We start from the raw sequence: 14,762 nt of genomic DNA on the forward strand, positions 1-14,762 counted from the left end.
GAAGGACGAAACGGTGGCAGTCGAACAGGGGGCCCTGCCCGCCGAGGCACGGGAGAAGCACGCCGAGCTGGCCGAGCAGGTCGAGGAGCACCGCTTCCGGTACTACGTGAAGGACCAGCCGGTCATCAGCGACGGCGAGTTCGACAAGTTGCTGCGCGCGCTGGAGGCGCTGGAGGAGGAGTACCCGGAGCTGCGGACGCCGGACTCGCCGACCCAGAAGGTCGCCGGGCAGTACGAGACCGAGTTCACCGCCGTCGAGCACCGGGAGCGGATGCTCTCCCTGGACAACGCCTTCGACGACGAGGAGCTGGCCACCTGGGCGGAGCGGGTCGCGCGGGACGTCGGCACCCCCGACTTCCACTACCTGTGCGAGCTGAAGGTCGACGGCCTCGCGGTGAACCTCACCTACGAGCACGGGCGGCTGACCCGCGCCGCCACCCGTGGCGACGGCCGCACCGGCGAGGACATCACGCCCAACGTCCGGACGATCGCCGACATCCCGGAGCGGCTGCGCGGCGACCGGATCCCCGAGCTCGTGGAGATCCGCGGCGAGGTCTACTTCCCGATGGAGGCCTTCGAGGGGCTCAACGCCCGTCTGGTGGAGGCCGGTGACAAGCCCTTCGCCAACCCGCGCAACGCGGCCGCCGGTTCGCTCCGGCAGAAGGACCCGAAGGTCACCGCCTCCCGTCCGCTCCACATGGTGGTGCACGGCATCGGCGCCCGCGAGGGCTTCGAGATCTCGCGGCTCTCGGAGGCGTACGAGCTGCTCCGCGAGTGGGGCCTGCCCACGGCCCGGCACAACAAGGTGGTCGGATCGCTCGCCGAGGTGCGGGAGTTCATCGCGTACTTCGGGGAGAACCGCCACTCCGTCGAGCACGAGATCGACGGGGTCGTCGTCAAGCTCGACGAGATCCCGCTCCAGGGCCGTCTCGGCTCCACCGCGCGCGCCCCGCGCTGGGCGATCGCCTGGAAGTACGCGCCGGAGGAGGTCAACACCAAGCTGGTCGACATCAAGGTCGGCGTCGGCCGCACCGGCCGCGTCACCCCGTACGCCCAGGTCGAGCCGGTGACCGTGGCCGGCTCCGAGGTCGAGTTCGCCACCCTCCACAACCAGGAGGTCGTGAAGGCCAAGGGCGTGCTGATCGGTGACACCGTCGTGCTGCGCAAGGCCGGTGACGTCATCCCCGAGATCCTCGGGCCCGTCGCCGACCTGCGGGACGGCACCGAGCGGGAGTTCGTGATGCCCGCCGAGTGCCCGGAGTGCGGGACGCCGCTGAAGCCGATGAAGGAGGGCGACATCGACCTCCGCTGCCCCAACGGCCGGACGTGCCCGGCCCAGCTGCGCGAGCGGCTGTTCTTCCTGGCCGGGCGGCAGTGCCTGGACATCGAGAACTTCGGCATGGTGGCCGCGGCGGCGCTGACCCGCCCCCTGGAGCCGGTCGAGCCGCCGCTCGTGGACGAGGGCGACCTCTTCGACCTGACCATCGAACAGCTGCTGCCGATCAAGGCGTACGTCCTCGACCAGAGCAGCGGGCTGCCCAAGCGCGACCCGAAGACCGGCGAGGAGAAGATCGTCACGGTCTTCGCCAACCAGAAGGGCGAGCCGAAGAAGAACGCGCTCGCGATGCTGGAGAACATCGCGGCGGCGAAGACGCGGCCGCTCGCCCGCTTCATCAACGGGCTCTCCATCCGGCACGTGGGGCCGGTCGCGGCCGAGGCGCTGGCCCGCGAGTTCCGTTCCCTGGAGCGGATCGAGCAGGCGAGCGAGGAGGAGCTGGCGGCCGTCGACGGGGTCGGCGGGATCATCGCGGCTGCCGTGAAGCAGTGGTTCTCGGAGGAGTGGCACCGCGAGATCGTGCGCAAGTGGCGCGCCGCCGGGATCGCCCTGGAGGACGAGGGGGCCGGGGAGGACGAGGGGCCGCGTCCGCTGGAGGGGTTGACGGTCGTGGTGACCGGCACCCTGGAGAAGTTCACCAGGGATGGCGCAAAAGAGTCGCTCCAGCGCCTCGGAGCGAAGGTGACCGGTTCCGTTTCGAAGAAGACCGGCTTCGTGGTCGTCGGTGAAAACCCTGGTTCGAAGTACGACAAGGCGATGCAGCTGAAGGTTCCGGTTCTGGACGAGGAAGGCTTCTCCGTCCTGCTCGAACAGGGACCCGAGGCGGCTCGGGAGGTCGCGGTGCCCGTCGCCGAGTAGCCTCCAGGAGGCCGCGGAAGCTCACCCGTTCGGCGCATACCAGATCGTTAGGGGTGGCCTGGTCGCATTCGGGCAAGAGAGGGAGAGCGCTGCCCGTCGGAGCCCTCGGCGGCCTACTGTGGTGACCGTGCGTCCAGTCCTGCACGCCCGCGCGAGGGCTCTGTCGGGCATGGCGTCAGGACATCGGCCCCGTGGTACCAGGAGCGGCCGCCCGACAGCGGCCGCACGCCGGACGTACGGGGCCGGACGACGGACGGCCGCGTCACCGCGGCCCATCGCACACCGACGGCACCGCCGCCTGTGAGAGGGACGGGAATGGAACCGACCGAGAGCGCCGCCCCGGTCCCACGGCCGCACGGCCGTGTGGTCCCGCTGGGCTTCCCCTCCCGGCTGCCCGCAGCCGTGGTGGGCATCGCCGCCGTCGTGCTCGTCGCCGGGCTCCAGCGAGCCCTGAGCGGCGGCCACGGACTCTTCCCCGGCGGAGTCGCCGGCTGGTCCCTCGCCGTCCTCACCGGCCTCATCGTCGGCCATCTGGTCGCCCTCGGCCGGGACCGCTGGTGGGGCGGCACCGGCTCCGGCGCCGCCCTCACCCTCGCCGTCCTCCTGCTCTACGGCTGGGTGCCCGCCGGACTCGTCTCGCTGACCGTCGTCACCCTGGTCGGCGCCGCCCGCCGGCACCGCTGGCGCCAGGGCCTGCTGCACGGCGCCGCCGACGTCCTCGGCGTCGGCGCGGCCGCCCTCGTCCTCGCCCTCTTCGGGGACGTACCGACCGTCGAGCACCCCTGGCAGCCCCTCGACTGGACGATCGCGGACCTCCCGGAAGCCGTCCTCGCCGCCGGCGCCTACCTCGTGGTCACCCGCCTCCTCCTGTGGTACACGCTCGCCCCCCAGGGCCGCGGACTGCCCACCATCGCCCGCTCCGCCCTCCTCCGGCAGGGCCTCGTCGCCGCCGCCCTGCTCGGCATCGCCCCCCTCATCTGCGTCGTCGCCGCCACCCGGCCCGTCGTCCTGCCGCTCTTCGCCGTCCCCCTCATCGCCCTCGACTCCACCCTCTGGATCGCCCGCGCCCGCGCCGAGGAGCAGCTCCGCGACCCGCTCACCGGCCTGCCCAACCGCCAGTGGCTCCTGGAGCGTGCCTGGACCGCCCTGGAGGAGGCCGAGGGCGAAGGGGTCCGCGCCGCCCTCGTCCTGATCGACCTCGACCGCTTCAGATCCGTCAACGACACCCTCGGGCACCTCGCCGGCGACCGGCTGCTCCTCCAGATCGCCGAACGGCTCCGCCTCGCCCTGCCCCGCGGCGCCGAGGCCGCCCGGCTCGGCGGCGACGAGTTCGCCGTCCTGCTGCCCACCGCGGACTCCACCACCAGCGCCCAGCGCGTCGCCCGCCACCTCGTCGCCGAGCTCTCCTCCCCGCTCGACCTCGACGGGCTCACCCTCGTCCTGGAGGCCAGCGCCGGCGTCGCCGTCTTCCCCGACCACGCCCTCGACGCCGAAGGCCTGCTGCGCCGCGCCGACGTCGCCATGTACCAGGCCAAGCGCGACCGCACCGGCGTCGAGGTCTACGAGTCCAAGCGCGACTCCAACACCCCCGACCGGCTCGGCCTCCTCGGCGACCTCCGCCGCGCCCTCGACGCCGGCGAGGTCGAACTCCACTACCAGCCCAAGGTCCGCTTCGACGGCCAGGTCGCCGGCCTGGAGGCGCTCGTCCGCTGGGTCCACCCCGAGCGCGGCAAGGTCCCGCCGGACGAGTTCATCGCCATCGCCGAGTCCTCCGGCCTGATGCCGCACCTCACCGAGTACGTCCTGGAGACCGCGCTCGCCCAGGTCGCCCGCTGGCGCGCCCAGGGCCTCAACGTCCCGGTCGCCGTCAACGTCTCGCCGCGCGACGTCCACACCCCCGGCTTCGCCGGCGCCGTCGCCGCCCGCCTCGCCCGCCACGGCGTCCCGGCCGGCGCCCTCCAGCTGGAGATAACGGAGCACGTGCTCCTGGAGGACCCCCAGCGGGCCGCCGACACGCTGAACGGCCTCACCGGCCACGGCGTCAAGATGTCCCTGGACGACTTCGGCACCGGCTACTCCTCCCTCGTCCACCTCCGCCGCCTGCCCGTCAGCGAACTGAAGATCGACCGCTCCTTCGTGGCCCGGCTCGCCGTCGACACCGAGGACGCCGAGATCGTCCGCTGCACCCTCGACCTCGCCCACTCGCTCGGCCTCCTCGTCGTCGCCGAGGGCGTCGAGGACGACGAGACCTGGGAGCGCCTGCGCGACCTGGGCTGCGACGCCGTCCAGGGCTGGCTGGTCGCCGCCGCGATGCCGCCCGGCGAGGCCACCGCCTGGCTCCTGGCCCGCGGCGAGCACGGCTGGCGCCGCCCCGCCGACATCGCCGCCCAGGTCGACCTGGACCACCCTTCGGGCCAGGTCGTGCAGTGAGCCCCGCCCCCTCCGGGGCAAACCGTTTCACGGGCAGCGGCACCGGCCCCATAGGATTGGGCCAACACCATCAAACTCACCCCGTGAGGATCCGCATGCCTGGCATCACGCGCGAGGAGGTCGCCCACCTCGCACGGCTGGCGCGTCTGGAGCTGAAGGGCGAAGAACTCGATCACTTCGCCGGTCAGCTCGACGACATCATCGGCGCGGTCGCCCGCGTCTCCGAGGTCGCCGACCAAGACGTACCGCCGACCTCCCACCCGCTGCCGCTGACCAATGTCATGCGCGCGGACGAGGTCCGTCCGTCGCTCACCCCCGAGCAGGCGCTCTCCGGCGCCCCGGCCCAGGAGCAGCAGCGTTTCAAGGTGCCGCAGATCCTGGGGGAGGACTAAGAAGTCATGACGGACAACACCATCATCAAGCTCACCGCGGCCGAGATCGCCGGGAAGATCGCCGCCGACGAGCTGACCGCCGTCGAGGTCACCGAGGCCCACCTCGCCCGCATCGAGGCCGTCGACGAGAAGGTCCACGCCTTCCTCCACGTCGACCGCGAGGGAGCCCTCGCCCAGGCCCGTGCCGTGGACGAGAAGCGCGCCCGGGGCGAGAAGCTCGGCCCGCTCGCCGGTGTGCCGCTCGCGCTCAAGGACATCTTCACCACCGTCGGCATGCCGACCACCGTGGGCTCGAAGATCCTGGAGGGCTGGATCCCGCCGTACGACGCGACCCTGGTCAAGAACCTGAAGGCCGCCGACGTCGTCATCCTCGGCAAGACCAACATGGACGAGTTCGCGATGGGCTCCTCCACCGAGAACAGCGCCTACGGCCCGACCGGGAACCCCTGGGACCTCACCCGGATCCCCGGCGGCTCCGGCGGCGGCTCCTCGGCCGCCCTCGCCGCGTACGAGGCCCCGCTCGCCATCGGCACGGACACCGGCGGCTCCATCCGCCAGCCCGCCGCCGTCACCGGCACCGTCGGCGTCAAGCCGACCTACGGCGGCGTCTCCCGCTACGGCATGGTGGCCTTCTCGTCCTCCCTGGACCAGGGCGGCCCCTGTGCCCGCACGGTCCTGGACGCGGCCCTCCTGCACGAGGCGATCGCCGGGCACGACCCGCTCGACTCGACCTCCATCGACGCCCCGGTCCCGCCGGTCGTCGAGGCCGCGCGCAACGGCTCGGTGGCCGGCATGCGCATCGGCGTCGTCAAGCAGTTCCGCGGCGAGGGCTACCAGGCCGGCGTCGTGCAGCGCTTCGACGAGTCCGTCGATCTCCTTAAGTCGCTGGGCGCCGAGATCGTCGAGCTGGACTGCCCGACCTTCGACCTCGCCCTTTCGGCGTACTACCTGATCGCGCCGTCGGAGTGCTCCTCCAACCTGGCGCGCTTCGACGCCATGCGCTATGGCCTGCGGGTCGGCGACGACGGCACCCGTTCGGCCGAGGACGTCACCGCCCTCACCCGTGAGGCCGGCTTCGGCGACGAGGTCAAGCGCCGCATCATCCTCGGCACGTACGCGCTCAGCTCCGGCTACTACGACGCGTACTACGGCTCGGCGCAGAAGGTCCGCACCCTCATCACCCGCGAGTTCGAGAAGGCCTTCGAGGAGGTGGACGTCATCGTCTCCCCGACGACCCCCACCACCGCCTTCCCGATCGGCGAGCGCGCCGACGACCCGATGGCGATGTACCTCGCGGACCTGTGCACCATCCCGACCAACCTGGCCGGCAACGCCGCCATGTCGCTGCCCTGCGGCCTCGCGCCCGAGGACGGCCTGCCGGTCGGCCTGCAGATCATCGCCCCCGCCATGAAGGACGACCGGCTCTACAAGGTCGGAGCCGCCGTCGAGGCCGCCTTCGTGGAAAAGTGGGGTCACCCGCTGCTCGAGGAGGCTCCGTCGCTGTGAGTGCCATGGCAAAGAAGGCCAAGAACTTCAAGAAGTCCAAGACCGGCCTCTACGTCTCGCTGGCGACGACCGCGTTCGGCGCGGTCAGCGTCGCCAAGCAGGCCAAGCTGGCCCGCAACGACCACGACATGCTGCGGCTGATCGACTCCGCCGTGTCCGCCGCCGCCATCGTTACCGGCCTGGCGATCCTCTACCGGGAGCTGAAGCGCCTGGGCGACGACGACGTCCTGCTGGGCTGAGAGGGAAAGTCTCACCGTGACCGTCACTGAACTGCTGTCGTACGAAGCGGCGCTCGCCGAGTACGACCCCGTCATGGGCCTGGAGGTCCATGTCGAGCTCGGCACCAAGACGAAGATGTTCTGCGGCTGCTCGACCGAGCTGGGCGCGGAGCCCAACTCGCAGACCTGCCCGACCTGCCTCGGCCTGCCCGGCTCCCTGCCGGTGGTCAACGCGATCGGCGTCGAGTCCGCGATCAAGATCGGCCTCGCGCTGAACTGCGAGATCGCCGAGTGGTGCCGCTTCGCCCGGAAGAACTACTTCTATCCGGACATGCCGAAGAACTTCCAGACCTCCCAGTACGACGAGCCGATCGCCTTCAACGGCTACCTGGACGTCCAGCTGGAGGACGGCGAGGTCTTCCGCGTGGAGATCGAGCGCGCCCACATGGAGGAGGACACCGGCAAGTCCACCCACATCGGTGGCGCGACCGGCCGCATCCACGGCGCCTCCCACTCGCTGCTCGACTACAACCGGGCCGGCATCCCGCTCATCGAGATCGTCACCAAGCCGATCGAGGGCGCGGGCGACCGGGCCCCCGAGGTCGCCAAGGCGTACGTCGCCGAGCTGCGCGAGCTGATCCGCGCCCTGGGCGTCTCCGAGGCGCGCATGGACAAGGGCCAGATGCGCTGCGACGTGAACCTGTCGCTGCGCCGCAACGGCACCAAGGCCTTCGGCACCCGCTCGGAGACGAAGAACGTCAACTCGCTCCGTTCGGTGGAGCGCGCGGCGCGCTTCGAGATCCAGCGGCACGCGGCCGTCCTCGCCTCCGGCGGGACGATCGTGCAGGAGACCCGTCACTTCCACGAGGACGACGGCACCACCACCTCCGGCCGCATCAAGGACAACGCCGAGGACTACCGGTACTTCCCGGAGCCCGACCTCGTCCCCGTCGCCCCGGCCCGCGAGTGGGTCGAGGAGCTGCGGAAGGGCCTGCCCGAGCTGCCGCGCGTGCGCCGCAACCGGCTCCGCGAGGAGTGGGGCGTCTCCGAGGTGGAGATGCAGGCCATCCTCAACGCCGGCGCGGTCGACGCGATCGTCGCCACGACCGAGGCGGGCGCGGACGCGGCCTCGGCCCGCAAGTGGTGGATGGGCGAGCTCGCCCGCAACGCCAACGAGAAGGGCGTCTCCCTGGAGGAGCTGCCCATCACCCCGTCCGACGTGGCCCGGGTCTCCGCCCTGGTCGCGGTCGGCGACCTCAACGACAAGCTGGCCCGCCAGGTCATCGAGGGCGTCCTCGCCGGCGAGGGCACCCCGGACGAGGTCGTCGAGAAGCGCGGTCTGAAGGTCGTCTCCGACGACGGCGCGCTCGGCACGGCCGTCGACGAGGCCATCGCGGGCAACGCGGCCATCGCCGACAAGATCCGCGGCGGCAAGGTCGCGGCGGTCGGCGCCCTGGTCGGCGCGGTCATGAAGGCCACCCGTGGCCAGGCCGACGCGGCGAAGGTCAAGGACCTGATCCTGGAGAAGCTGGGCGTCAGCGAGGGCTGATCCCGTTCTTCTCGTACGCGTGACAGGGGCGGCCCCGCACCGGACTTCCGGTGTGGGGCCGCCCCTCGTCGTACGGTCAGCGTCCCAGCATCCGCAGGCAGCCGTCCCTGGTCTGCCGCAGGTGTTCGAGGAGCGCCCCGTACGCGGGCGGGTTCGCGGCGGCGGATCGTTCCGCCAGAGCGATCGCCTCGGTGACCGACACGAACGCCTCCTCCCAGCGCCCGGCGAGCGCGAGGAAGCGGCCGAGGTTGTTGAGGACCCGGGCCAGGTCGAAGGCGTACGCGGCGGGGTTCCCGGCGTGCGCCGCGCGGTACAGCTCCACGGCCCGCCGGGTCGCGGCGAGCCCCTCGGCGCGCCGGCCGGCCGGATCCAGGCACATGCCCAGGTTCGAGAGCGACTGGGCCAGATCCGCCCGGTGCTGGTCCGGGCGCTCGGCGTACAGGCGCTCGCGGAGGGAGACGGCCTCCTCGGCGGCGGCCAGGGCCTCGGCCGGGCGGCCCGCGTCGAGGAGGAAGAAGGCCAGGTTCGACACGGACTGGCCGAGGCCGGGGGAGTGGGCGGCCAGGTTGCCCGAGGCCAGGCGGCGACCGATCGCGACGGCCTCGGCCGTCGCGTCCACGGCCTCGGCCACCCGCCCGGCCTCCGCGAGGTCGGCGCCCAGGCTGGTCAGCGCGAGGGCGAGGTCCGGCTCGTGCGCGGCGGCGTTGGCCCGGGCGAGGGAGCGCAGGACGGTCACCGCCTGCCGGGACAGCTCCAGGGCCTCGGCCCGCCGGCCCTGGGCGGCCAGGTGGTTGGCCTGGTTGACGAGGGATTTGGCGAGGTCGGGCTCGTGGGCGGACGGGTCCCGCTCGGCCAGCCGCGTCCGGATCCGCATCGCTTCACCGGTGACGTCGGCCGCCTCGGCCCAACGGCCCAAGGAAGAAAGGTAGTTGCCGAGGCCGTGCAGGGCCCCGGCCAGGTGTTCCTCGTGTACGGGCTCGGCGGCGACGATCCGGCGCCAGTCGGCGACCGAACGCTCGCCCACGGCCAGAGCCTCCTGGTGCCGGCCGAGTAGGGAGAGCCAGATGGCCAGGTCGTTGAGGAGCCCCGCGTGCATCGCGTCCCACCGGGCCGTCGGCTCGGCCTCGGCGAGGCGCCCGAACAGGGCGGCGGACTCCCCGGTCACCGTCACCGCCTCCTCGGGCCGCCCGGTCAGGGCCAGGCAGTTGCCGAGCCGGGCCAGGGCGGTGGCGAGCGCGGGCACGTCCTCGGGGAGCTCCTCCTGCGCGGCGAGGGCCAGCCGCGCCGCCTCCAGGGCCTCGTCGAGCCGGCCGGCGTGCGAGAGGCGGATGCTGAGGCGGTGGTAGCCCGTCGCACGGGCGGCGGGCCCGTCGTCGAGGGCGAGCAGTTCGGTCACGATCCGGTGCGTGACGGCGGCGATGCCCGCGTCGAGGTCCACGTGGCGGTGGACGGGGAAGCGTTCCCCGACGGCGGAGAGCAGCGGGACCGGTATGTCGTCGAGCGCGGCGAGCGTGCTCAGGGCGGCGCCGCCGGCGGCGAGCGCGAGCCCGGGGTCGGCCGTGAGGAGCGGATAGAGGTGCCGGGGCCCGAGGTGCGGCCAGCGCTGGGCGGCGGCGGCCAGGAAGGTGACCGCGCGCCCGGCGTGCGGCCCGAGCAGCCGTGCGGTGACCTCCGGGGCCCACGCCGTGGCGGGGTAGTCGGCGCCGTGCCCGGGGAGCGTGAGGGCGAGGAAGTCCTCGGCGAGCCGGTCGGGGTAGAGCGGCTCCAGGACGGTTCCGTGCTGCGGCTCGGCGGCGGGATAGCAGAAGGCGTGGTCGTCGAGGAGGCGGTCGGGGGAGAGGCCGGGGGCGGGGGAGGGGCCGGGGCCTTCCGTGGCCCCGCCGGTCCCGAGCCCCGCCACCACGGCCGACCCCGTCGACCGGTCGACCGCCCCCGTGAGCGCGGCGGCGAACACGGCCCGGTTCATGGCCTCCGGCGGGGTCGCGTAAGGCCCGTCGCCCCGGGCGAAGAGCGTGCCCCAGTGCAGGTGCTCCCGGTCGAGGAGGTAGACGGTCAGACCGGCGAGATCGTCGGGCGGACGGCGCCCGTGCGCCCGCGCGTCGACGGAGACGAGCGCGGCCATGTGGAGGGCGAGGGTCAGCCCGTACGGGGGAGGGGGCTCGGGCGCGGCCGTGACTCCGTACCGTACGGCGAAGGCGTCGCGGGCGGCCCGGTACATCCCGGGCCCGTCGGGGAGGTCCTCCAGGACCATGCTGCTCGTACCGGCCTGGAGGTTGGCGAGCGAGGCGCGGACGGCGGGCCACGCGTCGGCGGTACGGGCGAGCAGCAGCACGCGCGCGCGTACCCCGGGCCGGTGGAGCAGGGCGTTGCCGAAGAGCCAGGTGAGGTGGGTGAGCGGCCACCGGTCCGCGTAGTCGACGACCAGGAGGACGCCGTCGCGCCCCTCGGTCGTCAGGTCCTGGCTCCCGGGCGGCGGCTGGACGGATCCGGGGCCGTGCGTCGCGGCGGCGACCCGCCAGCCCTCGTCCTGGGTCGCGTCGGCGAACCGGGCGGCGAGCCGCGTCTTGCCCTGCCCGCCGGGCGCGTGCAGCCAGCGGACGGCGAGCCGGGGGCCCCGGTCGCGCCACGCGCGCAGCTCGGCCAGTTCGGCGTCCCGGCCCGTGAACGGCACGACCTCGAAACGGGCGTTGAGCATCCGGCTCGGCAGCTCCCGCAGCCACTCCGGATCGGCGGCGGGCGCGCGACGCCAGTTCTGGAGCAGATAGACGGGCGAGCCGTCGCCGAAGACGTGGATGTCGGCGCCGATGACTCCGTACGCGTACCCGGAGTGCGCGGTGACGTGCTGCTCGGCACTCACGGGTCACGCGTCCGGACGGGACTCGGGGCTCTGGTGGCGGGACTCCGGGCCCTGGTGGAAGACGATGTTCCCGTGCTGGACGCCGAAGACGCGGCCGTTGTCGTGGGCGGTGTTGTGCTGCACGGAATGCTGCCCGCCCGGGACGTCCCGTATCAGGGCGCGCAACTCCTCGGCGCACTCCGGGTGCTCGGCGAGCAGGGCGCGCAGCCGCAGCGCCCAGGCGGGCACGAGCGCCTGCCGCGCCCCGTCGGGGTCCTCGGCCCCGGCGACGAGGGCGGCGTCCTCGTCGAGGCGCCCCTCGACCTCCGACCGCCCCCGGAACAGCCGGACGACCCCGTCCCGGGTGACCTGCCAGGCGTCCGTGGCCATGGCGGCGACGACGGCCCCGCCGCCGGCGGCGGCCAGGGCTGTCAGGGACTCCTCTAACACGTGGCCTCCGCGACGAAGGCGCCCCAGGCGTCCGGGGAGACGGTGAAGACGGGTCCGGCCTCGCCGAGCTTGGAGTCCCGGACGTGGACGGCGGCGGGGTGGGCGGCCACCTCGACGCAGTCGCCGCTCTCGCTGCCGCTGTAGCTGGACTTGCGCCAGTCGTAGGCGACTTCGAGGCAGTCGCCGCCCTCGTCGCCGCTGTAGCTGGACTTGAACCATGAAAGTGCTGCTGCGTTCATGTCTCTCCTGCCAGGTGCTCCAGCAGGCCCATGGTTTCTTCGGGCGTCAGGGCCTGTGATCGCAGCATTCCATATTTGGCCTGGAGAATGCCGACCTCGTCTGGGTCGTCGATGAGGAAGCTGACCCGCTGCCCTTCGATGTAGGCGATGTGCTCGTGGGCGGGTGTTTCCACGAGCACCATGGGCCCATTGAGCCCCGCGTGCTTCGTCCGTGACTTCGGGATGATCTGCAGGGCGAGAAAGGGGAGTTCGGCCATCTCGCGCAGGTGGAGGATCTGTCCCCGGAGCACCTCCCGGCCGCCGATCGGCTGCTCCAGGACGGATTCGTTCAGGAGGAAGGACATCATCGGCGGCCACGGCTTCTGCTCGAAGACCCGCTGGCGGTCAAGCCGGTCGAGCATCCGGTCCTCGGCTTCCTGCGGGGTGATCGGTGGATACAGGCAGTCGAAGACCGCGCGGGCGTATTCCGCGGTCTGAAGCAGACCCGGGACCACCCCGTTCTGGTACGAGCACAGACTGAGCGCCTGCGCCTCCAACTCGATGAACTCCTGCGCGAACGCCGGATAGCGCTCCTTCTTCGGCGCCTTCCCGACCGCCACCGCCAGCGCCCCGCCCGTGTTCAGGATGTCGTCCAGCTCACCCGCGAGGCCCAGTCGCAGTGCCCGGCGCCCTTGCTCGATCGATCCCAGCGTCTCCAGTGCCACGCACGCCTGCGCGGCCAACTGGGGCTGGGTCAGGCCCGCTTGCTTCCGGTAGAGCGCCACCAGGGCGCCGACCACTTCCCATGAGGGGACCTTCTTCTTCGTGTTCGTGCCGCGTTGCATGAGCGGTGCCTTCCCCGCTCCGTACGTACGCGACGCGTTCCGGACCCGTACAAAGAATTTGTACGGGTCCGTGTCCTGGGGCGCGTGGGGCGCGAGGCGCCACCGTGATCGCCATGAGCGACCAACTCCCCTTGTTCCGCGAGGCCTTCTACCGTCGTGAGCGCCGTTCCGTGCCCCTCGCCCGCGACTTCACCCGCAAGGCGCTGGCCGACTGGGGGTTGGACGCACGCGCGGACGACGTACTGGTGTGCGTGAGCGAGCTCGCCACCAACGCCCTCCTCCATGGCGTCCCGCCCGGCCGGGGCTACCGCCTCCACCTCTACCTGGAGCGCCCCGGTTCCCTCCGCGTCGAGGTCCACGACAGCGGCGACGGCACCCCGGCCGTCCGCGAGCCGTCCGGCGAGTCCGGCCGTGGCCTCCTCCTCGTCGGCGCCCTCGCCGACCGCTGGGGCGTGGGCGCGCGTGACCCGGGCAAGATCGTCTGGTGCGAGTTCGCCGAGGCGGCGGGCGGGTCCTAGGGGGCTTTCCGGTCGTGCCGGGCCCGTGGCGTCGGGCAGGAGTCGGGGTCGGTCTCCGGGGCGGGTCAGGGACGATTTCGGGGTGATCACCGATCGTCTACTCCCTTCGGGGAGTGCAGAGTTGAAGTCGTTCGGAGCACATGACGAGCCTCGCGGCGACCACCCCTGGAGCACTCCCATGCGACACCGCACGACCGCACTGCGCCGCCTCGTCGTGGCCGGCACGACCACGGTCGCCCTCGCGCTCGGCGCAGGCGTCCCCGTCGCCGCCGCCGCGCCCGCCGTCGCCGCGCCCTCTACCGCCACCGCGCCCTCCGCGGCCGTGGTGACCTCCCGCGCCCCCTCCGCCGGCTTCGACGCCGAGCCGTTGCGGAAGCTGCTCACCCCGCTGCCCGGGTACCAGGCCGGAGCGCTGGTCAGGGTCGACGGGCCGGGTCGCGGACCCCTCTGGACCGGCGTCGCCGGGCCGGTGCCGACCGACGCCCACTTCCGCATCGGCAGCGTGACCAAGGCCTTCACCCACACGGTCGCGCTGCAGCTCGTCGCCGAGCACAGGATGGGGATCGACGACCCGGTGCGGTCCCACCTGCCGGAGCTGATCCCCGCAGAGTACGGCGGGGTGACGGTGCGGCAGATACTGGATCACACCAGCGGGTTCCCGGCGCCCGCTCCCACCCCTTCCCCGAGGAACGGGCCGGGCTGGTGGCTCACGAGCGTCACACCGGTCGACGGGATACGGGACGCCTTCGCGCTCGCCGCCGTCGACGAGGCCTGGCGGAAGCACCGGCCCGCTCCGGGCACCGTCCAGCAGTACAACGGGCTCAACACGCTGGTCGCCGGACTGCTGGTCGAGAAGGTCACCGGGAACTCCTTCCGGCAGGAGCTCGACCGGAGGATCCTGCGCCCCCTCCGGCTGCGGGACACCAGCCTCCCGGCCGCCGACGACATCACCGTCCCCAGCCCGCACGCGCGGGTGTACGTCGGGGCGGACGAGGTCACCGAGCAGAGCCCCTATCCGTGGGCCGAGGGCGGGATGATCTCCACCGCCGCCGACCTCGACCGCTTCCTGACCGCCCTCCTCGGCGGCCGGCTCCTGCCGCCCGCCGTGCAGAGACTGGCCTTCTCCGTCCCCGAGGTCCCCGGCGCGCCCCAGAACAAGCACTGCGGCACCGAGGGCAGGGCCTGCTTCGCCCCCGTGGGTCTGATGCGCCTCACCCTCGGCGACGGCGTGACCGTCTGGGGCAAGACGGGCTCCCGCCCCGGGTGGGAGAACGGGTTCTTCGCCACGCCGGACCTCAAGCGCCGTGTGGTGTACTCCCTCAACCCCACCGGGACGGGGACGGGCGAGGAGTACACCGGCTACGTGAGGGCCCTCGTCGGTGCCGCCTTCACGGGAGTCCCGCCGACGGCACCGGCGTCCATGGCACCGGCGTCCATAGCCTCGGCGCCGACCGCACCGGCGCCGACCGCACCGGCGCCGACCGCACCGGCGCCGACCGCACCGGCGCCGACCGCACCGGCGCCGATTGCGCCGACCGCATAGGTGTCCAGCGCACCGGCGCCCACCGCGCCGCCGGTCGGCCCGGGGCGTCACGGGCCCCAGGGG

General features: G+C 72.8%; 12 protein-coding genes. 8 read left to right on the forward strand and 4 right to left on the reverse strand.

The genetic code is table 11. The annotated features are described in order from the left end of the window. The first annotated feature begins 13 nt into the window (after positions 1-13). The 6 genes from ligA to gatB all read left to right on the forward strand — a co-directional run bounded on the left by ligA (position 14) and on the right by gatB (position 8,289). The gene (gene ligA, locus ACIGW4_RS20425) at positions 14-2,194 is read left to right on the forward strand and encodes an NAD-dependent DNA ligase LigA (RefSeq protein WP_399582112.1); all 2,181 of its coding nucleotides are present in this window, start codon (positions 14-16) and stop codon (positions 2,192-2,194) included. Between the two features lie 315 nt (positions 2,195-2,509). Next, entirely contained in the window at positions 2,510-4,624 is a 2,115-nt protein-coding gene (locus ACIGW4_RS20430) for a bifunctional diguanylate cyclase/phosphodiesterase (protein WP_359589230.1), read from the forward strand. A 95-nt stretch (positions 4,625-4,719) separates the two neighbouring features. Beyond that, positions 4,720-5,016, forward strand: coding sequence for an Asp-tRNA(Asn)/Glu-tRNA(Gln) amidotransferase subunit GatC (gatC, locus tag ACIGW4_RS20435; RefSeq protein WP_015036350.1), 297 nt, complete (start codon positions 4,720-4,722; stop codon positions 5,014-5,016). A 6-nt stretch (positions 5,017-5,022) separates the two neighbouring features. Beyond that, positions 5,023-6,522: an Asp-tRNA(Asn)/Glu-tRNA(Gln) amidotransferase subunit GatA gene (gatA, locus tag ACIGW4_RS20440; protein WP_399582114.1), complete on the forward strand. Its 1,500-nt coding sequence runs from the start codon at positions 5,023-5,025 to the stop codon at positions 6,520-6,522. A gap of 5 nt (positions 6,523-6,527) precedes the next feature. Beyond that, the gene (locus ACIGW4_RS20445) at positions 6,528-6,761 is read left to right on the forward strand and encodes a hypothetical protein (protein WP_086827418.1); all 234 of its coding nucleotides are present in this window, start codon (positions 6,528-6,530) and stop codon (positions 6,759-6,761) included. Positions 6,762-6,777: 16 nt separating this feature from the next. Continuing rightward, positions 6,778-8,289, forward strand: a complete 1,512-nt coding sequence (gene gatB / locus ACIGW4_RS20450; RefSeq protein ID WP_399582116.1) for an Asp-tRNA(Asn)/Glu-tRNA(Gln) amidotransferase subunit GatB — start codon at positions 6,778-6,780, stop codon at positions 8,287-8,289. 76 nt (positions 8,290-8,365) lie between these two features. Here the strand turns inward: gatB and ACIGW4_RS20455 are convergent, their stop codons facing one another. From ACIGW4_RS20455 to ACIGW4_RS20470, 4 genes are read right to left on the reverse strand one after another with little or no spacing between them, the layout of a single operon-like run. After that, positions 8,366-11,146, reverse strand: a complete 2,781-nt coding sequence (locus ACIGW4_RS20455; protein WP_399582119.1) for a tetratricopeptide repeat protein — start codon at positions 11,144-11,146, stop codon at positions 8,366-8,368. Between the two features lie 3 nt (positions 11,147-11,149). Further along, positions 11,150-11,575: a hypothetical protein gene (locus ACIGW4_RS20460; protein ID WP_260174496.1), complete on the reverse strand. Its 426-nt coding sequence runs from the start codon at positions 11,573-11,575 to the stop codon at positions 11,150-11,152. Continuing rightward, complete coding sequence (locus tag ACIGW4_RS20465; RefSeq protein ID WP_399582121.1) at positions 11,569-11,814, reverse strand: DUF397 domain-containing protein; 246 nt, start codon at positions 11,812-11,814, stop codon at positions 11,569-11,571. The genes ACIGW4_RS20460 and ACIGW4_RS20465 overlap by 7 nt, the downstream gene beginning before the upstream one ends. Next, positions 11,811-12,638, reverse strand: a complete 828-nt coding sequence (locus ACIGW4_RS20470) for a Scr1 family TA system antitoxin-like transcriptional regulator (protein WP_399582122.1) — start codon at positions 12,636-12,638, stop codon at positions 11,811-11,813. The genes ACIGW4_RS20465 and ACIGW4_RS20470 overlap by 4 nt, the downstream gene beginning before the upstream one ends. Positions 12,639-12,751: 113 nt before the next feature. On the opposite strand from ACIGW4_RS20470, the gene ACIGW4_RS20475 reads away from it, so the two are divergent. Further along, positions 12,752-13,156, forward strand: coding sequence for an ATP-binding protein (locus ACIGW4_RS20475; protein WP_399582124.1), 405 nt, complete (start codon positions 12,752-12,754; stop codon positions 13,154-13,156). 178 nt (positions 13,157-13,334) lie between these two features. After that, positions 13,335-14,699, forward strand: coding sequence for a serine hydrolase domain-containing protein (locus ACIGW4_RS20480; RefSeq protein ID WP_399582126.1), 1,365 nt, complete (start codon positions 13,335-13,337; stop codon positions 14,697-14,699). The last annotated feature ends 63 nt before the right edge of the window (positions 14,700-14,762 follow it).

Origin of the sequence: Streptomyces sp. NPDC053513, from assembly GCF_044544765.1 — a bacterium.
Lineage (GTDB): Bacteria > Actinomycetota > Actinomycetes > Streptomycetales > Streptomycetaceae > Streptomyces > Streptomyces litmocidini.